We start from the raw sequence: 19,998 nt of genomic DNA, 5'->3' as shown, positions 1-19,998 counted from the left end.
TTCAAGTCTAAACATACAAGCTTGCCTGCAAGCGATGAGGCCGGCACTGCCGACAACGGTGGTGGCTGACCCACCGCAATCGCCAGCAGGCTGGCGATTACAGCCTGATCGGCGCGACGAGAATCAAGGCTTGCGCTTGCGCGGCCCGGTGTTGAACGCCGGCACTTTTCGCACAGGCTTGATCGCAGGTTCCGACACCGCCGTGTCGCCGCTGTCCACCCACTTGCCCAGGTTGCGCTTGCCGCCGGTCACTTTCGGCTTTTTCGGTTTCTTCGGCTTCTTGATCACCTGGCCGCTGGCGTCGGTGTCCGGCACGCGATGGTCCGGTTCGAAGTCCGGCTCGTTCTCGCGCTTGAGCGTCTGGCGCGTCAGCATCTCGATGGCCGACAGCAGGTTCACCTCATCGGCGCACACCAGCGAAATCGCCTGGCCGGTGGAGCCCGCCCGGCCGGTGCGGCCGATGCGGTGGATGTAGTCCTCGGCGACGATCGGCAAATCGAAGTTGACCACCAGCGGCAGGTCTTCGATGTCCAGGCCGCGGGCCGCCACGTCGGTGGCCACCAGGATCTGCACCTCGCCGAGCTTGAAGCGGTCCAGCGCCCGTTGCCGGGTCGCCTGGGGCTTGTCGCCATGGATGCCGTCGGCGTTCACGCCCAGGCCTTGGAGCTTCTCCACCAGCGCGTCCACGCCGTTGCGGGTCTTGGCGAACACCAGCACCTGCTTCCACTTGTTCTTGCGCATCAGGTGCACGAACAGTTCGGACTTGCGCTTCTTGTCCACCGTCACCACCCATTGCTTGACGGTGTTGGCGGCGACGTTGCGCGGGCTGACCTCGATGCTCAGCGGATCGTTGAGCATCTGGCCGGCCAGCAGGCGGATGTCGTCGGAGAAGGTCGCGGAGAACAGCAGCGTCTGACGTTTCTTCGGCAGGGCGCGGTAAATGTTCGCCAGCTCTTCGGAAAAGCCCAGGTCGAGCATGCGGTCGGCTTCGTCCAGCACCAGGGTCTGCAACTGGCCGAACTTCAGCGCGTTCTGGCGGAACAGGTCGAGCAGACGGCCCGGCGTGGCCACCAGCAGATCGACGCCGCCGCGCAGCTTCATCATCTGCGGGTTGATGCTGACGCCGCCGTACACCGCGTAGGTGCGCAGCGGCAGATGCTCGGCGTACTGGCGCACGGCCTCGTGGACTTGCTCGGCCAGTTCGCGGGTCGGCACCAGGATCAGCGCGCGCACCGAGTTGGCGGCGACCTTCGGCCCTTCCATCGTCAACAGTTGCAGCAGCGGCAAGGCAAAACCGGCGGTCTTGCCGGTGCCGGTCTGGGCCGCCGCCATCAGGTCGCGGCCGGCCAGTACCGCCGGAACGGCCTGGGCCTGCACCGGCGTCGGGGTCTGGTAGCCGAGCGTCTCGAGGGCGCGCAGCAGAGGTTCGATCAGGCCAAGGGTGGCGAAAGTCATGGGAGTACCGTAGGAAAATTCAGCGCAATTGTGCAACGAGTGTGCAATGGCGCGCAGTTTACCCTAATTCGCCCGGGATTCTGTCGGCGCCGCCGCGACCGCCGGACGCTCCGTCCCCCGCCGCCATTGCGGCAGGCCGATCAGCACCACCGCGCTGATGATCACCAGCATCGCCAACGCTTCCTCGATGCCGATGGTCTCGCCCACGAACACGATCCCCAGCAGCACCGCCACCGCCGGGTTGACGTAGGCATAGCTGGTGGCCGCCGCCGGACGCACGTGCTTGAGCAGGTACATGTAGGCGTTGAACGCGATGATCGAGCCGAAGAAGATCAGGTACGCCAGCGCCAGCCAGCCCTCCAGCGGCGGCATGGCCTCCAGGCGCTCGCCGCTGGCCGCGCTGCCGATCAGCAGCACCACGCCGCCGACGAGCATTTCCGCCGCGCTGGCCATCGCGCCCTGGGGCAGCGGCAGGTGCTTGCTCCACACCGAGCCGAAGGCCCAGGCCGCCGCCGCGAAGATCAGCAGCGCCGCCCCCAGCGGACTCGATTGCAGGTTGGAGCCCATGTTGAGCATCGCGATGCCGAGGATCCCCATCGCCACCCCGGCCCACTCCAGGCGAGTGTTGCGCGCCCCCCAGAAATAGCCGCAGAGCAAGGTGAACAGCGGCACCGTCGCCACGGCCAGCGCCGCCACGCCCGACGCCACGCCGGTGTGCTCGGCCACGGTCACCGCGCCGTTGCCGAAGCTCAGCAGCAGAATCCCGATCACGCCCGCCGCCTTCCACTGCGCCCAGGTCGGCGCCGGCACCCCGCGCCAGCGCAGGAACCCGTACATCAGGCTGCCGGCGATCACGAAACGCACGCCGCCGAGCATCAGCGGCGGCCAGTGCTCGACGCCGAGGCGGATCACCAGGTAGGTCGATCCCCAGATCACGTACAGCGCAAAGAACGCGGCGATCAAGGGCAGGGAAAAACGGCGCACGGCAGACATGGGAGCAGCTCGACATCAAGGCAGGGAGACGGACTATTCTAGAAAGGCCAACCGCTAAAAATAAGTTACAAAACCTGTTTATCGCACCGGTACACTTTTGAAATCACGGAGATCGCGTCGATAAGCCATCATTTCGAAAGTCTGGCCTTTTCAGGAGTCCGCCCATGGACAAGTACGACCGCATGCTGCTCGGCGCCCTGCTGGAAAACGGTCGCGCGTCCTACGCCGACCTCGCCCGCAAGGTGAACCTCTCCGCCCCCGCCGTGGCCGAGCGCGTGGCCAAGCTGGAGGCCAGCGGCGTGATCACCGGCTACCAGGCGAAAGTCGACATGGCCAAGCTCGGCCTGCCGATCCGCTGCGTCATCGAACTGCGCCTGAACCAGCACGGCAACCAGAAGGCCTACGACGACCTGATCAAAATTCCGCAACTGACCGAATGCCACCGCGTCACCGGCGACCCCTGCGTGATCATGCAGGCGGCGGTGGGCTCGATGCCGGAGCTGGAGGAACTGATCGACCGGGTGGCGAAATTCGGCTTCAGCAAAACGTCCATCGTGCTGTCGAGCGCGATAGAGAAGCGGGTGCCGTTGGGGCATATCGAGGGGGCACCGAAAAACCCGGTCGACTGAGCGAGCGTTGAAGTCTTCGTTGCTTGGGTAAACGCTCGGGCGCAGATAACATTCTGATATCACGCTGCAGGGCCACCGTCGTCGGCCCCACGCAGCCATCGGGAATCCACAAGGAATGAGAATGCGCTTCTCGGAATACAGCAAAGGACTGCGCGGCAGCGAAATCACCCCCCTCCTGCAGTTTTTCCTCTCCGGCATCCTCGCCGGCGAGGCCTTGGCCATCGGCCGGATCATCGGGGTTCTGCTGAACAAACATCTCGTGCCGTTGCAGCAGGATGCCTGGCTCCTCGTGATTGCGGCATTCGGCATCGCTTCTTGCCTGGCCTATGCCCTCAGCCGAGGCGCCTTCCAGGCGTCAACAAAGCTGATCAAAAGCTACCGGTTCGACTTGCTGTTCGTCATCCTGCTCGGCTTTTACCTTTCGTTCAGCAGCGACGGGTTCGGTAACGAGTTCTATGCAAAACATCTGGAAAAGCTGAACTTCTTGCAACTCGCCTGCCTGTCCGCCTCACCGGTGATCATCGCGTGGGTCGCGATGATCAGAGCCTTTCTGCAGACGTTCAAGAAAGACGAAGCCCACCCCTACTTCATCAGCGACAGTGTGATCGAGGAGTCAGGGGAGGACTTGCTGGACTTCAAGGAGCGGGCTGACATCTTCGCCGAACGCGTGCTCAATGGCGGCGCCTCCGAAAGCCTGGTGTTCGGCATCGATGCGCCTTGGGGTGCGGGAAAATCGAGTTTCGTTGAGCTTTGCTGCAGATATTGGGACAACCAAAACGGCCAGAACATCATCGTTCATCGCTTCGAGCCCTTGCGCTACGAAGACGGCGCAGACCTCACAGAGAAATTCATCGACGATCTCATCAGCACCATTCAACAGCATGTTTTCGCCCCGTCGTTGCGCCCGCTGTTCAAGCGTTACGAAAACCTGGTCAAGGACAAGAAAAAAACGTCCTTGCTTGACCTAAAAACAACGCTCTCGCTCAACAATGATCCGATTAATCTCATCCTTGATGAAATGGAGTATGTCCTAAACAACATAAACACCAGGATCATCGTCATCGTGGACGACCTTGACCGAATGCACTGGTCATCGGCCAAAAGCATTCTGTTTTCAATAAAGCGCAGCTTCAGGCTTCCCAACATCAGCTATGTCATTTGTTATGACACCTCAAAGATAAGCATCACACCGGAAAACCCGGACTCCGAAAAGACCCAGGAATTCCTCGAAAAATTCATCAATATCAAAACGAGCATTTTCCTCAGCGCCCAAGACCTCGCAGGTTTTGTGTCACGCTACTTTGACAGCGTCTTGAGCAAGACCTTAAACCTTTCCAGCGATGCTGCCGAACAACTCAAACTGATATCCCGTGAACTGATCAACTTGTTCGACGGTAAGGACTTTCACCTTTACACTCCATTCATTGGCGACATTCGAAAAATCAAGCGCATCACCAACACACTCATGTTGCTCGAAATCGACAAAGTCGATTTCAGCGAGACTGACTTCAACAAACCCGACCTAATCCATCTCGTTCTGATCTTTATCTACTACCCTTCAGTATTCCGAAAAATCTACGAGAGCGAGACCAGTGACAAGCACGGCACGTTCAGTTGGATAGCAGAAGGAAACAGCCTGAAGAATTCGGACTTCTATCTTTCTTACAAAAGGCAGCAATCCCCGAACATACAATTTCTTCTTTCAAAAATCTTTGATGCACCCAATGTAGGTGCCGACCATTTTTCGGAGTATGAAAAGCTATCCCGAGCAGGTTTTCAGGACAAGGGACGCTCCTTGGAAAGGCACCTCCATCTGATCGCCAAACTTTCGAAGCCCATCTCCTGGAAGTCCCACCGCTCTCTTGTGAACAAGAAGGACCAATTGTTCAAGGCCGCGTCCATCAAGGACTATCTCGACCAGATATCAGCGCATCCGCCATTGGACAAAGAGTCCGGACAACATGAATTCTGGCGGATCGTGACAAACCATAGCGAGTCACTTGAAACCGAAAGAGCGGTCGCGATCATCGATTACCTGATCGACACGCTGCCCAACCACTCCTTACTGAGCAGCGACGAACTCAACGAGTTCCGCCCCACCGCGATCCGTTGGATAGTGAAGTTCCTTGACGAGAACATCACCAGCCTGGATAGGCCAGACAATCCCCGCCTGTCACCCACGGAATCGGCCATCGTCCAGCTCATATACGGAAAGACAAACGGCCGCGCCGGAATCATCGAAAAACTAGGATCCGCCAAACGTGGCGTTCTTGGCTTACATGATCTTCTGATGTTCAGAGATCGCTGCACGACCAAGACCAAACGCGAACGGCTATGGCGAGCGCTCAGCCTTCATGGCAATGAAGACCCTTCATTCCTAGACCAGGTCGAGGCAGAAAAAGACCAAGCTCGAAATATCAGCCAGGTTATATTCGACGTATTTAAACGGCAATATATCGACAACCGCATAAACATTCTCAGCGAAGTCGACTCCATAGACCCTCTTGATCTATTCGGCCTCTACAAGCATCTCTTCACCGAGAGCAGCGATATTGACTCCTGGGAAATAAAAATCAAAAGAAAGAAACAAAACATAAAAGAAACAATTACTTCAGAATTTGGCAACAGAATAATCCACAACTGCGGAGTCTTTGATCAACACGGTCGCGAAGACAACTGTGAAATTTCCGCCATCTTTTCGAAGTATCTGTTCTCGGTTTGTTTCAACCCACAGGATCCCCAAGGCACACTGCACTTTGCCGAATACATACTGAGCTACGCAAACAACGTATTACAAGACATCAACACTCCGACAGACAAGTCCGATCTATCAAGCCTATTACACAATCTCGACCATCAGGAACTCAAAAAATACTGGGTGAAAAACCATGAGACCGTAAAGGCCAGGGCATCCGAGGAGCAAGATCGAGTGATTTACACAACTTACTCGCAACCCTCCTTCCGCACCGACCTGCTCCTTGCCTTCCGCGCCCTGGACAGCCGGTTCCTTCCGGAGAAAACCTCCGTCACCGAACCGCAAACCCCGTGACCTGACGGAACGCCCGCAGCGCTACCCCACCCGGCAGCGCTGAAGGTGATCCCCCACCTTCGCCGCCGGCACCTTCTGCAACCGGCACAACCAGTCATGGGAAATTTCCCGAACCCCGTGCCGGTTGCGCAGGTCGTCCGCCATGTGCGCCAGCAGGTTGGCCGCCATTTCGGCGTCGGCCATCGCCCGGTGGGCCTGGCCGGTGTGTGGCAGGTTGGCGAAGGCGGTGAGGGTGCCGAGCTTGTGGTTGGGCGCCGCCGGCATCAGGCGCCGGGCCAGCAGCAGCGAGCAGGCGAAGTTCTGCAGGCGGGTGCGTTTGATCCGGCCGAGTTCAAAGTCCCAGAACTTCTGGTCGAACGCGGCGTTGTGCGCCAGCAGCGGCGTGGTGCCGACGAATTCGTTGACCTCGTTCATCACCTGCTCGGCCGACGGCGCGGTGCGCAGCATGGCGTTGCTGATGCCGGTCAGTTGCTCGATGAAGGCCGGGACGCGCACGCCGGCGTTCATCAGGCTCTGGTAACGCTCGACGATGCGTCCGTTCTCCAGCATGACCACGGCGATTTCCGTGGCGCGGCAACTGCTGCTGGGCGAGATGCCGGTGGTTTCGAAGTCGATGACTGCAATGCGTTCCAAACCGGGTGGGCTCCGTTCAAATCAATGCTTGAGCAACAGCGCGCCTTCGATCGGCACGTAGCGGCCGGCGGCGCGGATCAGTGAGTTGGCGGTCAGGCCCGGCACGCCGTAGGCCACCGTCTGCACGCCGTGCTTGTGGGCGACGCGTTCCAGCAGCATGTCGAAGTCGCCGTCGCCGGAGGCCAGGACGATTTCGTCGACGTGGTCGGCGGCGTCCATGATGTCGAGGGTGATGCCCACGTCCCAGTCGCCCTTGGCCGAGCCGTCGCTGCGCTGGATGTAGGGCTTGAGCTTCACGGTGAAGCCCAGGTTGCGCAGGATCTGCTGGAACTGCTGCTGTTTGCTGTCGCCGCGGTCGATGGCGTAGGCGTAGGCCTCGACGATCTGGCCTTGGCGGCTGACGTCCGCCCACAGCGCCGCGTAGTTGAAGTGGCAACCGTAGGCCTGACGCACGGTGTAGTAGAGGTTCTGCACGTCGGCGAACACTGCGATTTTTTTCACCGGAATACCTGTGGGCGCCAACGCGCATGAGCCGGATCAGGCGCCAGGCCCGAAAAAGGCGCTCAGTATGCCAGTAAACGGCCTGTGGCGAGGGAGCTTGCTCCCGCCGGACTGCGCAGCAGGCCCGTCTCTTTCAAGACGCGGCCGCTTCAAAGCCCTGCAGGATCAGGCGCCCTCGCCACAAGGTGCAGGATTTACCGCTGATCAGACGTAGGAGTCGTCGTCATCGAAGAACGACGAGTTGTCGTCGCTGTAGTCGGTGTCGGTGAAACCGCCCTGGTCATTGCCCGCATAGCGTTGCTCGTCGCCCCAGCCGTTGTTGCCCTGGTCGCTGGCCGGCTCCGGCACTTCCTTGATCACTTCGACGATTTCCTGCGGTTGCTGGTTGTGGCTGAACAGGCTGCTGATGCCTTGCGCCAGCATCACCCCGCCCGCCACGCCGGCGGCGGTCTTCAGGGCACCGCCGAGGAAGCTGCTGCCCGCCGAAGGGGCGGCCTGCTGCGGGGCGTAGTTGGGTGGCGGGGCGCCGAAGTTCTGCTGCGGCGGCGGTGCGCCGTAGTTCGACGGGGCCGGTTCGCGCCAGCCGCCGGTGGCCGGTGCTGCGCTCTGGGCGGGCGCCGCGGCCGGGCGCGGGCTGCCGCCGAAGATGCTGGACAGGAACCCGCCGCCGCTCGGGGCCGGCGCCGCAGTCTGGGCCTTGGCCGATTGCAGTTCGGCCTGCAGGCGCTGGACCTGCTGGGTCAACTGTTTGTTCTGTTCGTCGAGGCTCTTGAGGGCGGCCTCCTGCACCAGAATCGCCTGGGTCATGAAATAACCTGCGGCCGGCTGGCGCGTCAGGTGTTCCTTGATCCGCGCCTCGGCCTGGGCGTCGCGCGGGGCTGCCTCCGTCTCGGCCTGCTGCAGGCGGGAAAACAGTCCATCGATCAGGGTTTGTTCTTCGGTGTTCATGGCGACCTCACAGATTGCCGGGGATAACGTCGCCCCCGTCCACATCGGTCGGGGCGCTCCTGTGTAATGGAGGCAGCGGCAGAATGTTTCAATGGTCTTTACCGAACGTTTACGTTTGCGCAGCCGAAGGCGTCATCGGTTAAAGTGAGCCACTGTTTTTGACCTGCGATACCGACTGATGAATGCCTTCGATGTGCTGCGCGACTCCCTGTACTTCTTCAAACGCCATCTGGGGCGGATCGTCCAGCTGTGCCTGCCGCTGGTGATCTTCGAGGCGTTCCTGCAGCAGATGGTCGACCGCGCCGGCGACCCGGACAGTGTCTCCGCCATCAGCGTGATCGTCGGCCTGCTGGTCTACCCGCTGTACACCGCCGCCCTGATCCTGTTCCTCGATGCCCGCACCCGCGGCGAGTCCCCGCTCACCCGCGACCTGCTGGCGATGTCCGCCCGCCTCTGGCCGCGCTTCGCGGTGCTGACCGCCCTCAACACCCTGCTGATCCTGCTCGGCCTGTCGCTGTATTTCCTGCCGGGGCTGTGGCTGATGGTCACCCTGGCGTTCGGCGAGTACCTGCTGGTGCTGCGCGGCTTCGGCCCGCTGCAGGCGATGAAGGAAAGCCTGCGCCTGACCCGCGGGCACTTCCTGCGGATCCTGGGCTGCATCCTGTGCGTGATGGGGCCGTTGTGGCTGCTCAAGGGCATGACCCTGCAGGTCTACCCCGAGCCGCAGAACCCGCTGGTCGCCGTGCTGATCGACAGCGCCCAGAGCTTCCTGCAACTGTTCACCAGCGTGGTGCTGTTCCGCCTGTTCATGCTGATCAGCGAACTGCCCGACAAGCGAAGCGGAACGGTCTGACCGCTCTGGCCTTGGGCTGCGCGGCGGGTCTCGGGTATGCTCGGGGCCACTTTGCGTCACGCGATGCGTTGAGCCATGACCCGATTGCTGCGCTACATCCTGTTGCCCGTGCTGTTCGCCGCCGCCCTTGCCGGGATTGCGGTCTACAGCCTGACCTGGCGCCCCGACGCCCGGGAAACCCTGCCGGTCAGCTGCACCGGGCAACCGCCGGTGCTGGTGCCCGGCCAGGCGCTCAAGGTGATGACCTGGAACGTCCAGTACCTGGCCGGCAAGCGCTACGTGTTCTGGAACGATTTGGCCCAGGGCGGCGACGAGGCCCCGACCCTGGACGACATGGCCTTCAGCCTCGACGAGGTGGCGCGGGTGATCCGCGACGAGCAGCCTGACGTGGTGCTGTTGCAGGAACTGGACGACGGCGCCAAGGCCAGCGCCTACCAGAACCAGCTGAAGCTGTTGCAGGAACGCCTCACCGACCTCTACCCGTGCAGTGCCCACGCCTTCGACTGGAAGGCCGACTTCGTCCCCGATCCGCACATTTTCGGCAGCGTCGGCCGGCAGCTCGCCACCCTCTCCCGCTACCGCATCGAACACGCCGAACGCCTGCAACTGCCGGTGGCGCCGGCCAACCTCATCAGCCGCCAGTTCCAGCCGAAAGACGCCCTGCTGAAAACGGCGCTGCCCCTGAGCGACGGCGGGCAGCTCGTGGTGTTCAACACCCATCTGGAGCGGGCCCGGCCCTCCACAGATGCCTCCGCCGATGCCTCGCAGGCGCAAGTGGCGGCGGTGGCCAAGGTGCTCGACAAGCACGAAAGCCACGGCATCGCGTGGCTGATCGGCGGCGACTTCAACCTGCTGCCCCTGGGCCAGTACCGGCGCCTGCCGGCGGAGCAGCGCACGCCCTACGCCGCCGACAGCCCGCTGCACCTGCTGTGGGACAAGTACCCGATGATCCCGACCAACAACGAGGCCGGCGGCATCGACCGCGCCCAATGGCTGACCCACTACCCCAACGATCCGGCCCTGAACGGCCCGGACCGCACGGTGGACTACCTGTTCCACAGCCCGAAGCTCAAGCGGGTCGAGGCCACCGTGCGCCAGGACGACACCTTGCGCATCTCCGACCATTTGCCGGTGATCGCGCGGTTCCTGTTGCCCCCCACTCCCTGACGCCGTCATCGCGAGCAGGCTCGCTCCTACAGTCTTAGGGGGGGCGGGCCTTTCAGTGGGCCTCGTCGAGGTCGTCGTGCAGCAGCCCGAAGATCTGCCGTTTCATGTCGATGAACGAACGCTCCATGACCATGTCCAGCGACCGCGGGCGCTCGATCGGCACGTCGAGGATCTGCTTGATCCGCCCGGGCCTGGCGCCCATCACGTAGACCCGGTCGCCGAGCAGGATGGCCTCGTCGATGTCGTGGGTCACGAACAGCACGGTCTTCTTGCTGTTGCCCCACACCCGCAGCAGCAGTTGCTGCATCTGCAGGCGGGTCTGGCTGTCGAGGGCGCCGAAGGGCTCGTCCATCAGCAGGATCTGCGGATCGTTGGCCAGCGCCCGGGCAATCGCCACCCGCTGCATCATGCCGCCGGACAGCTGCTTGGCGTAGTTGTCGGCGAACCCGGACAGGCCGACCTCATGCACGTAGTGATCGACGATCTCCTTGCGCCGCGCCGCCGGCAGGCCCCGGCGCTTGAGGCCGAACTCGACGTTCTGGCGCACCGTCAGCCACGGGAACAGCGTGTAGCTCTGGAACACCATGCCGCGGTCCGCGCCGGGGCCCTGCACCTGCTGGCCGCCGACGTAGATCTGGCCGCCGGTGGGCTCGGCCAGCCCGGCGGTGAGGTACAAAAGGCTCGACTTGCCGCAGCCCGACGGCCCCACCAGCACCGCGAACTGCTGGTCCGGCACCTCGAACGACACTTCCTCCAGGGCGGTGAACGTGCCGCCGCCGGGCTTGCTGTAGCGCAGGCTGACCTTGTCCACCTGCAGCCGCGGGGCGGCCTGGGCCGGCGCGGCGGCCGGCTCGACGAAACGATGGTTGGCGGCGGTTACTGAGCCCATGCGGCAATCCTCAAACGCAGAAAGCGGAACAGTTGATCGGTGACCAGGCCCAGCAGGCCGATGATCGCGATGGCGAGAAAGATCACATCCACCTGAAAGCCGCGCATGGCCTTGAGGCTCAGGTAGCCCAGGCCGCTGGAGGCGGCGACCAGCTCGGCCACCACCAGGTAGGTCCAGGCCCAGCCCATGGTCACCCGCAAGGTGTCGAGCACGCCGGGCAGCGAGGCCGGGGCGATCACGTGGAGCACCGCGTCGCGGCGGTTGGAGCCCAGGGTGTAGGAGGCGTTGATCAGGTCCTTGGAGATGCCCTTGGACACGTCCGCCACCATCACCAACTGCTGGAAGAACACGCCGAAGATGATCACCGACACCCGTTGCTCCAGACCGATGCCGATCCACAGGATGAACAGCGGCACGAACGAGGTCACGGGCAGGTAGCGGATGAAGTTGACCATCGGTTCGAGGAACGCCTGGACGATGCGGAAACTGCCCATCAGCAGCCCCAGCGGCACCGCCACCAGCGACGACACGATGAAGCCGACCATCACCACCTCGACACTGGCCCAGACGTGCTGGCCGAGGGTGCCGTCGCGGCTCAGGCGCAGGGCCGCCTCGACCACCGCCCCGGGGGTCGGCAGGAACATGCCCGGCACGACGCCGCCGTAGGACAGCCCGGCCCACAGGCCCACCAACAACACCCAGGCCAGGCCGCTGGCGCTCCACACCACCGGCACCGGCAAACCGGTCTTGGGCGTGATGCAGCGGCTCAGCCACGAATTGCGCTTGAACATGACCGGCCTCCTAGAGCGGGCTGACGAAACGGTTGTCCACCAGATCGTCGTTGCTGACGTTGAACGGTTTGCCCTGCAGTTCGCTGGCGGTCTCGTTGGCCAGCTTGATCAGCGGCTCGCTGTCGCCCGGTGTGCCCGGCTTGCCCAGCAGCTTCTCGCTCATGGCCTGGTCGTAGAAACGCACGCCCTGGGCGGCGGCGGCCAGCTCCTTCGGATCGGACAGGTAACCGCCCACGCCCTTGGCCATGATTTCGTAGGCCTTTTGCGGATGGTCCTTGGTGTACTGCACGGCCTTGTACAGGCCGGCGACCAGCGCCTTCACATCCTCCGGCTGCTTCTCGATCACCGAGCAGTTGAGCGCCACCACATCGACGATCACGCCCGGCGTGCTGCTGCTGTCGATCAGCACCTTGCCCTGCTGCTTGTCGCGCACCATCGACAGGTGCGGCTCCCAGGTCACGGCGGCCGGCACGCGCCCGGCGATGAACGCGGTGGCGGCGTCGTCGGCGGTCATGTTCTGCACGGTGATGTCGCTCATGCTCATGCCGTTTTTCTTCAGCAGGTACGACAGCCAGAACTGCGAGGTCGAACCTTCGTTGACGGCCACGGCCTGGCCCTTGAGCTCTTGCAGGCTCTTGACGTGCTTGCCCACCAGCACGCCGTCGCCGCCATGGCTGTCGTCCAGCGCGGCCACGGCCTTGAAGCAGAACTGCGGGCGGTACTTGAGCACTTCATCGATGGTCGAAGCCGAGCCGGACAGTTGGCCGGACGCCTGGGCGGCCATGTACATCGAGGCCTCCTCGACCACCGGCAGTTCGACGGTCAGGCCGTTTTCCTTGAAGTAGCCCAGGTCCTGGGCCAGGTACAGGGTGCCGTAGCCGACCCACGTGGTGTGGCCGATCGACAGGGTGCCGGCCTGGGCGCCGGTGGCGGCCGAGGCGGCGATGGCGGTGACCGCCAGGGGACAAGCAAGACGGGTGAACAAGGACTGGATCATGGAGCACTCCCAACGCTGTTGATTTAGTTGTCATGGGCAGTACGGCCGGCGGCGATCGGTCGGTTGTCCGCTGCGGTCTCTGCGGACTCTGGCGGGCAACGCGTTGCGCTGGCGAGATCGATGTTGACCCAGGCCCGGCGTCAGGAAAACGAGGAAATAGTTAGACGCGAACGATGAAAAAACTGGGTAGGCGGCACCGCGAAAGGGCACGGCGGGCGGGGGTGCCCGGGAGGGGTGCAAAACGTTGGAAGTGCGTTGGATGGACGGCCGCCATCGCGAGCAGGCTCGCTCCCACAGGGGATCTGTGACCGACATGGGAGCGGCTATCTTCTCCCTGCCCTGCGGTGTCTGGACTGACGTCATCGCGGGCAAGCCCGCTCCCACAGGGGATTTGTGGTAGGCACAGATTCTGTGCAGGAGCGGCTGTCTTCTCCCGGCCCTGTGGTGTATGGACTGACGCCATCGCGGGCAAGCCCGCGATGAGGCCCTTGAGCCGAACGATTGCCTCAGAGCCGGCCATACTCCTGCGCCGTACGGTCCAGCGCCTTGAGCGTCTTGCCCACCAGCTCGTCGATCTCCCCGCGGCTGGCGATCAGCGCCGGCGCCATGATCATCCGGCCCAGGGTCGAGCGGATGATCACGCCTTCCTCGAAGCCGATCGTGCGGCAGCGCCAGGCGATGTCGTTCTCGTTGGCGAAGCGCTTGCGGGTGGCCTTGTCCTCGGCCAATTGCAGCGCCGCCACCATGCCCGCGCCCTGGATGTCGCCCACCAGCGGGTGGTTGCCGAACACCTCGCGCAGGCACTGCTGCAGGTACGGCCCGATGTCGTCCTTGACCCGCGTCACCACGCCCTCGTCGCGCAGGGCCTTGAGGTTGGCGATGGCCACCGCCGCCGCCACCGGGTGCCCGGAATAGGTCAGGCCGTGGGCGAACACCCCGCCCCGCTCCACCAGCGCCTCGGCCATCTTCTTCGACAGGACCAGGCCACCCATGGGGATGTAGCCGGAAGTCAGGCCCTTGGCGATGGACAGCGTGTCCGGCTCAAAGCCGAAATGCTCGTGGGCGAACCACTCACCGGTGCGGCCGAAGCCGCCGATCACCTCATCGGCGCACAGCAGCACGTCGTACTGGCGGCAGATGCGCTGGATCTCCGGCCAGTAGCTCTCCGGCGGGAAGATCATGCCGCCCGCGCCCTGGAACGGTTCGGCGATGAAACCCGCCACATTCTCCGCGCCCAGTTCGAGGATCTTCGCTTCCAGTTGCCGCGCCGCCCGCAGGCCGAATTCCGCCGGGGTCAGGTCGCCGCCGTGGGCGAAGAAGTACGGCTCGTCGATGTGCTCGATGTCGGGCAGCATGCCGCCCATCTCGTGCATGAATTTCATCCCGCCCAGCGCCGTCGCCGCCAGGGTCGAACCGTGATAGCCGTTCCAGCGGCCGATCATGATCTTCTTCTCGGGCTTGCCCAGCACCTGCCAGTAGCGGCGCACCGTGCGGATCAGCACCTCGTTGGCCTCGGAGCCGGAGTTGGTGTAGATCGCGTGGCTGTAGTGCCCCGGCAACAGGCTGAACAGCAGCTCGGACAGCTCGATCACCTGCGGGTGGGTGGTGTGGAAAAACATGTTGTAGTACGGCAGCTGCTCCAGCTGCCGGCTCGCGGCGGCGTTCAGGTCCTGGCGCCCGTAGCCCAGGTTGGTGCACCACAGGCCGGACATGCCGTCCAGGTAGCGCCGCCCGTCGTTGTCCCACAGGTGCAGGCGCTCGCCGCGCACCATCACCCGCGGGCCTTCGTCGTTGAGGGCCTTCTGGTCGACGAACGCATGAATGTGGTGCGCTGCATCGGCGGCCTGGTAGTCGCGGGTTTCACGTGAGGTGGTCATCGCCGGATCTCCTTCTTGTTGTGAGCGGCTGTCATGAGCGCAGCTGAAACCAGGTGGTTTTCAGCTGGGTGTATTTGTCGAACGAATGCAGCGACAGGTCGCGGCCGAAGCCGGACTGCTTGCCGCCGCCGAACGGTACGGTGACGTCCAGCGCATCGACGCTGTTGACCGACACCGTCCCCGCCCGCAATTGCCGGGCCACCCGGTGGGCGCGGTGCAGGTCATCGGTCCACAGCGACGCCGCCAGACCGTAGACGCTGTCGTTGGCCAGTCGCAAGGCGTGGGCCTCGTCATCGAACGGGATCACCGCCAGCACCGGGCCGAACACCTCTTCGCGAAACAGCGCCATGGACGGCCGCACGCCGGTGAGGATCGTCGGCTGGATGAAGTTCTCCGAGCCGTTGAAGCTCAGTTGCCGGCCCCCGCAGACCAGCGTCGCACCTTCGCGCTCGGCCTCGCGGATGAAGCGCAGCACCGTCGCGGTCTGGCGGCCGTCGACCATCGCCCCGGCGGCGCTCGCCGGATCCAGCGGATCCCCCGGCTGCCAGCGCTCGGCCTGCGCCTTGAGGCGCTCGACGAACTCATCGTGGATCGAACGCTCCACCAGCAGCCGCGAGTTGGCCGAGCAGACTTCGCCCTGGTTGAAGAAGATGCCGAACGCGGCTTTCTGCGCCGCCAAGTCCAGGTCCCGGCAATCGGCGAACACCAGGTTGGCGCTCTTGCCGCCGCACTCCAGCCACACCTGTTTGAGGTTCGATTGCGCCGAGTACTGCATGAAGTATTTGCCCACTTGCGTCGAGCCGGTGAACACCAGGCAGTCGACGTCCGGGTGCAGGCCCAGCGCCTGGCCCGCCTGCTCGCCGAGGCCCGGCAGCACGTTCAGCACGCCCGCCGGCAACCCGGCCTCCAGCGCCAGCTCGGCCAGGCGCAGCGCCGAGAACGGCGACTGCTCGGCGGGCTTGAGGATCACCGAGTTGCCGGCCGCCAGCGCCGGGGCGAGCTTCCATGCGGCCATGTCCAGCGGGAAGTTCCACGGCACCACGGCGGCGACCACGCCCAACGCTTCGCGGGTGATGGTGGCGAGCACGTCCGCTGCGCTCGGCGCCACTTGGTCGTAGAGTTTGTCGAGGCTTTCGGCGTACCAGCGGAACACCCCGGCGGCACCCGGCACGTCGATGTTGAAGGCGTCCATCACCGGTTTGCCCATGTTCAGCGAGTCGAGCAGCGCCAGCTCTTCGCGGTGGGCCAGGATCAGCTCGGCCAGCCGCAGCAGCACCTGCTTGCGCTCCACGGGCGAGCGCCCGGACCAGACGCCGCTGTCGAACGCTTGCCGCGCATCGCGCACCGCCGCCTCGACGTCGGCCTCGCCGCACGCGGCGACATCCGCCAGGTGCGCGCCGGTCGCCGGGTTGACCGCCGCAAAGGTCTGCCCCGACTGCGCGGCGCAATGCTTGCCGCCGATCACGGCCAGGTCGGGAAAACTCAACACAGCGGCCTTGCGCTGCCAGTCTGCACGTTCGAACACGGTCGGATGCTCCCTGGTGAGGTGTGGTGCCTGTTCTTGTGCGATCGATAGTCGCTCACCCCCGCGACCGGCAAAACCAGTAAAAATGTCTTCGCAGGCAATGAAAAAGCTAACCAGCGGACAAACCCCTCGCGCGCGTATGAGGCTATTGTTCAGGGACAAAAAACACCGTCGTCAGAACGGAGGATGGCGGCACATGAATTGCGTGGATGTCGAGATCCGTTCGACCTGAGGTTTGCCGTGGCCGCCTACAACCTGCGTCAGTTGAAGTACTTCATCACCACCGTCGAGTGCGGCAGCGTCGCCGAAGCGTCGCGCAAGCTGTACATCGCCCAGCCGGCGATCTCCACGGCGATCAAGGGGCTGGAGGACAGCTTCGGCGTCCAGTTGCTGATCCGCCATCACGCCCAGGGCGTCTCGCTCACCCCCAGCGGCGCGCGGTTCTTCCGCAAGGCCCAGGAACTGCTGCGCATGGCCAAGGAGTTCGAGCAGAACGCCCTGGCCGACAACGACGTGGTGGCCGGGCAGATCGACATCGGCTGCTTCGAGACCGTCGCGCCGCTGTACCTGCCGCAGTTGATGGCCGGGTTCTCGGCGCTGTACCCGGGAGTGAAGATCCGCATCCGCGACGGCGAACAGCAGGAGTTGGTGCAAGGCCTGACCTCCGGCACCTTCGACCTGGCGATCCTGTACAAGCACGACCTGGACGCCACCATCGAGACCGAACCCCTGATGCCGGCCCAGCGGCCGTATGCGCTGCTGCCGGCGGACCACCGCTTCGCCCAGCTCAAGCAGGTGTCGCTGCGCGACCTGTGCCTGGAGCCGATGATCCTGCTGGACGTGCAGCCGAGCCGCACCTACTTCGTCAGCCTGTTCGAGGAACTGGGCCTGAGCCCGCGGATCGAGTTCAGCTCGCCGTCCATCGAAATGGTGCGCGGCATGGTCGGCCAGGGCTTCGGCTTCTCGATCTTGGTCACCCGCCCGCACTCCGAATGCACCTACGACGGCAAGAAAGTCGTGTGCGTGGACATCGTCGAAGACGTCACCGGTTCAGGCCTGGTGGCGGCGTGGCTCAAGCGCGGGCAACTGACCAAGCCGGCGCAGCTGTTCGCCGACTACTGCCGCGAACAGCTGACCGCGCAGGCCCGGGTTTGAGCTTCAGGTTCCGCGCGGCTTGGCCCGCGCCGTCGCCTCGGCCACCAACGGATCGTCCGGCCAGTAATGCTTCGGATAGCGCCCCTTCAGATCCTTCTTCACCTCGGCATAGGTGCTGCGCCAGAAGTTGGCCAGGTCCTGGGTCACCTGCACCGGCCGCCGCGCCGGGGACAGCAGGTGCAGCTTGACCACCTGGCGGCCGCCGGCGATCCGGGGCGTTTCGGCCAGGCCGAACAGCTCCTGCAAACGCACGGCGAGGATCGGCGGATGCTCGCTGTAGTCCAGGCGGATGGATGAGCCCGACGGCACGCTCAGGTGATGCGGCGCCAGTTCGTCGAGCCGCTGCGGCAACGGCCACGGCAGCAGATTGCGCACGATGCTCGACAGGTCGAGGTTGGCGAAATGGCTCAGCCGCGAGACTTTGCCCAGATAAGGCAGCAACCAATTCTCCAATCCGTTGAGCAGGGCGGCGTCACTGACGTCCGGCCATTCGCTCTCGCCCTTGGCCTCCAGATCCAGTTGCCGCAGCAGCGCGACCCGCGCCTGCCACTGGCGCAGCTCGGGCGTCCACGGCAGCAGCTCCAGACCCTTGCGCCGCACCAGATTGACCAGCGCCTGGCTGCGGGCGTTTTCATCGAGACCGGTCAGCGGCTCGCGGCTCAAGATCAGTTCGCCGACCTTGCGCTGACGCTCGGCGCGCAATACGCCTTCGCGCTCGTCCCAGTCCAGTTGATCGACACTGTGCACCTGCTCGGCCAGCACCGAGTCGAACAGCGCCGGATCGAAATCCGCCGCCAGGTAGATCCGCTCCTCGCGCTGGCCCTGGCGGCTGCCGAGGTCGGCGATCACGATCCACGGCTCCTTCATCAGGCTGTCGGCTTCGGCGAACAGCGCCGCGCGCCCGTTGGCCAGCCGGTATTCGGCGCCGCCGGCCTTGCGCTGCTGGGCGACGCGGTCCGGATAGGCCAGCGCCAGCAACGCGCCGAGCCAGCGTGGGTGATCGGGGTCGGCCACCGGCTCGCTCGCTTTGCCGCGCAGATAACCGCGGTATTGCTTGGCCAGTTGCCGCGCCCGCTGCACACCGCCCTGGGCACCGCGGGCCGCCCGCTCTTCGCCGGACAGCAGCACCAGGCGACTGTGCAGATCGGCGCCGGCACCGCGCAGGATGTCGCGCTCGCCCAGCAGCGCAGCGACATCGCATGCCATCGCCGCCAGCCCCAGGGCCTGACCGCGCAACAGCAGATGGGCGATGCGCGGGTGGGCCGGCAGTTCGGCCATGGCCTGGCCGTGACGGGTCAGGGTGTCGCCGTCCAGCGCGCCGAGACGCTGCAGCAAGTCCTGCGCCTGCGCGTACGCGGCGGCGGGCGGCACGTCCAGCCACACCAGATCCTTGGGCGCCACGCCCCAGCGGCCAAGCTGCAACGCCAGCCCGGCGAGATCCGCCGAGACGATTTCCGCGCTGCCGTAAGCCGCCAGTTGTTCATGTTGATCCTGCGACCAGAGCCGGTAGCACACGCCCGGCTCCAGACGCCCCGCCCGCCCCGCGCGCTGGGTGGCGCTGGCCCGGGAGATGCGCTGGGTGTCGAGGCGGGTCATGCCGCTGCCGGGGTCGAAGCGCGGCACCCGCGCCAGGCCGGCGTCGATCACCACGCGCACGCCGTTGATGGTCAGGCTGGTCTCGGCGATGTTGGTGGCCAGCACCACTTTGCGCTGGCCCGCCGGCGCCGGGTCGATGGCCGCGCGTTGGGCGGCCAGGTCCAGTTCGCCGTGCAGCGGGCACAGCAGCACGTCGCTGCGCTCGCCGAGGGCGTCGGCCAATTGCTGGTGGACACGGCGGATCTCCGCCTGCCCCGGCAGGAACACCAGCAGGCTGCCGGTCTCGTCGTGCAGGGCTTCGAGCACGGTCTGGGTGACGCGCTGATCGATGTATTCGCCGGGCTGGTACGGCCGGCCCCAGCGTGTGGTCACCGGGAACATCCGCCCTTCGCTGCGCAGGATCGGCGCATCGTCCAGCAGCCCGGCCAGGCGTTCACCCTCCAGGGTCGCGGACATCAGCAAAATCTTCAGCGGCTGTTCAGCCCGGAACAGCTCGCGACCGTTCAGACTGAGCGCCAGCGCCAGGTCGGCGTCGAGGCTGCGTTCGTGGAATTCGTCGAAGATCAAAAGGCCCACGCCTTCCAGCGCCGGGTCGTCCTGCAGGCGCCGGGTGAGGATGCCTTCGGTGACCACCTCGATGCGGGTGCCGGGGCCGACCTTGCTGTCGAGGCGGATGCGGTAGCCGACGGTCTCGCCGACCTTCTCGCCCAGTTCGCTGGCCAGCCGCTCGGCCGCCGCGCGCGCCGCCAGCCGGCGCGGTTCGAGCATCAGGATGGTCTGCCCGGCCAGCCACGCCTCGTCGAGCAAGGCCAGCGGCACGCGGGTGGTCTTGCCGGCGCCGGGCGGGGCTTCGAGCACGGCTTCGTGGCGTGTCGCCAGCGCGTCACGCAGGGCGGGTAGAACATCGTCGATCGGCAAAGAAATCATGCTGGCTCCCAAA

The 19,998-nt window shown here is 64.5% G+C and carries 16 protein-coding genes; 5 read left to right on the top strand and 11 right to left on the bottom strand.

Annotation, left to right across the window (positions count from 1 at the left end):
- Window positions 1–123: 123 nt before the first annotated feature.
- Together ACIP0B_RS18715 and yedA are read right to left on the bottom strand one after the other, a co-directional pair.
- Window positions 124–1,455, bottom strand: a complete 1,332-nt coding sequence (locus ACIP0B_RS18715; protein WP_400834815.1) for a DEAD/DEAH box helicase — start codon at window positions 1,453–1,455, stop codon at window positions 124–126.
- A 63-nt stretch (window positions 1,456–1,518) separates the two neighbouring features.
- Window positions 1,519–2,448, bottom strand: coding sequence for a drug/metabolite exporter YedA (yedA, locus tag ACIP0B_RS18710; protein WP_400834812.1), 930 nt, complete (start codon window positions 2,446–2,448; stop codon window positions 1,519–1,521).
- A gap of 164 nt (window positions 2,449–2,612) precedes the next feature.
- Between yedA and ACIP0B_RS18705 the strand changes: the two genes are divergently transcribed.
- On the top strand, window positions 2,613–3,077 hold the full coding sequence (locus ACIP0B_RS18705) for an Lrp/AsnC family transcriptional regulator (RefSeq protein WP_400834809.1): 465 nt from the start codon (window positions 2,613–2,615) through the stop codon (window positions 3,075–3,077).
- 121 nt (window positions 3,078–3,198) lie between these two features.
- Window positions 3,199–6,126: a P-loop NTPase fold protein gene (locus ACIP0B_RS18700; protein ID WP_400834806.1), complete on the top strand. Its 2,928-nt coding sequence runs from the start codon at window positions 3,199–3,201 to the stop codon at window positions 6,124–6,126.
- 21 nt (window positions 6,127–6,147) lie between these two features.
- Here the strand turns inward: ACIP0B_RS18700 and ACIP0B_RS18695 are convergent, their stop codons facing one another.
- From ACIP0B_RS18695 to ACIP0B_RS18685, 3 genes are all read right to left on the bottom strand, one after another.
- A complete protein-coding gene (locus ACIP0B_RS18695) occupies window positions 6,148–6,759 on the bottom strand; it encodes a PolC-type DNA polymerase III (RefSeq protein ID WP_085694665.1) in 612 nt (203 codons plus the stop codon).
- Between the two features lie 21 nt (window positions 6,760–6,780).
- Complete coding sequence (locus tag ACIP0B_RS18690; RefSeq protein WP_400834802.1) at window positions 6,781–7,260, bottom strand: NYN domain-containing protein; 480 nt, start codon at window positions 7,258–7,260, stop codon at window positions 6,781–6,783.
- A 204-nt stretch (window positions 7,261–7,464) separates the two neighbouring features.
- Window positions 7,465–8,208, bottom strand: a complete 744-nt coding sequence (locus ACIP0B_RS18685) for a DUF2076 domain-containing protein (RefSeq protein WP_400834799.1) — start codon at window positions 8,206–8,208, stop codon at window positions 7,465–7,467.
- 178 nt (window positions 8,209–8,386) lie between these two features.
- Between ACIP0B_RS18685 and ACIP0B_RS18680 the strand changes: the two genes are divergently transcribed.
- On the top strand, window positions 8,387–9,061 hold the full coding sequence (locus tag ACIP0B_RS18680; protein WP_400834796.1) for a YciC family protein: 675 nt from the start codon (window positions 8,387–8,389) through the stop codon (window positions 9,059–9,061).
- A gap of 75 nt (window positions 9,062–9,136) precedes the next feature.
- The gene (locus tag ACIP0B_RS18675; protein ID WP_400834793.1) at window positions 9,137–10,228 is read left to right on the top strand and encodes an endonuclease/exonuclease/phosphatase family protein; all 1,092 of its coding nucleotides are present in this window, start codon (window positions 9,137–9,139) and stop codon (window positions 10,226–10,228) included.
- Window positions 10,229–10,280: 52 nt separating this feature from the next.
- On the opposite strand, the gene ACIP0B_RS18670 is transcribed toward ACIP0B_RS18675, so the two are convergent.
- The 5 genes from ACIP0B_RS18670 to ACIP0B_RS18650 all read right to left on the bottom strand — a co-directional run bounded on the left by ACIP0B_RS18670 (window position 10,281) and on the right by ACIP0B_RS18650 (window position 16,307).
- Window positions 10,281–11,117, bottom strand: coding sequence for an ABC transporter ATP-binding protein (locus ACIP0B_RS18670; protein ID WP_400834790.1), 837 nt, complete (start codon window positions 11,115–11,117; stop codon window positions 10,281–10,283).
- The gene (locus tag ACIP0B_RS18665) at window positions 11,105–11,908 is read right to left on the bottom strand and encodes an ABC transporter permease (protein WP_085584040.1); all 804 of its coding nucleotides are present in this window, start codon (window positions 11,906–11,908) and stop codon (window positions 11,105–11,107) included. The genes ACIP0B_RS18670 and ACIP0B_RS18665 overlap by 13 nt, the downstream gene beginning before the upstream one ends.
- 10 nt (window positions 11,909–11,918) lie before the next feature.
- The gene (locus ACIP0B_RS18660; RefSeq protein WP_400834787.1) at window positions 11,919–12,905 is read right to left on the bottom strand and encodes an ABC transporter substrate-binding protein; all 987 of its coding nucleotides are present in this window, start codon (window positions 12,903–12,905) and stop codon (window positions 11,919–11,921) included.
- A 506-nt stretch (window positions 12,906–13,411) separates the two neighbouring features.
- Window positions 13,412–14,782 carry an aspartate aminotransferase family protein gene (locus ACIP0B_RS18655; RefSeq protein WP_400834784.1) on the bottom strand — a complete coding sequence of 457 codons (1,371 nt, stop codon included), beginning with the start codon at window positions 14,780–14,782 and terminating at the stop codon, window positions 13,412–13,414.
- Between the two features lie 31 nt (window positions 14,783–14,813).
- A complete protein-coding gene (locus ACIP0B_RS18650) occupies window positions 14,814–16,307 on the bottom strand; it encodes an aldehyde dehydrogenase (protein ID WP_400834781.1) in 1,494 nt (497 codons plus the stop codon).
- Window positions 16,308–16,547: 240 nt separating this feature from the next.
- Between ACIP0B_RS18650 and ACIP0B_RS18645 the strand changes: the two genes are divergently transcribed.
- Window positions 16,548–17,462, top strand: a complete 915-nt coding sequence (locus tag ACIP0B_RS18645; RefSeq protein WP_400834778.1) for a LysR substrate-binding domain-containing protein — start codon at window positions 16,548–16,550, stop codon at window positions 17,460–17,462.
- 3 nt (window positions 17,463–17,465) lie between these two features.
- On the opposite strand, the gene hrpB is transcribed toward ACIP0B_RS18645, so the two are convergent.
- Complete coding sequence (hrpB, locus tag ACIP0B_RS18640; protein ID WP_400834775.1) at window positions 17,466–19,985, bottom strand: ATP-dependent helicase HrpB; 2,520 nt, start codon at window positions 19,983–19,985, stop codon at window positions 17,466–17,468.
- Between the last annotated feature and the right edge of the window lie 13 nt (window positions 19,986–19,998).

Source organism: Pseudomonas sp. NPDC089534 (assembly GCF_044749305.1).
Lineage (GTDB): Bacteria > Pseudomonadota > Gammaproteobacteria > Pseudomonadales > Pseudomonadaceae > Aquipseudomonas > Aquipseudomonas ekonensis.
Note: the sequence above shows the minus strand (reverse complement) of the source record. Positions and strands in the feature narration are given on the sequence as shown.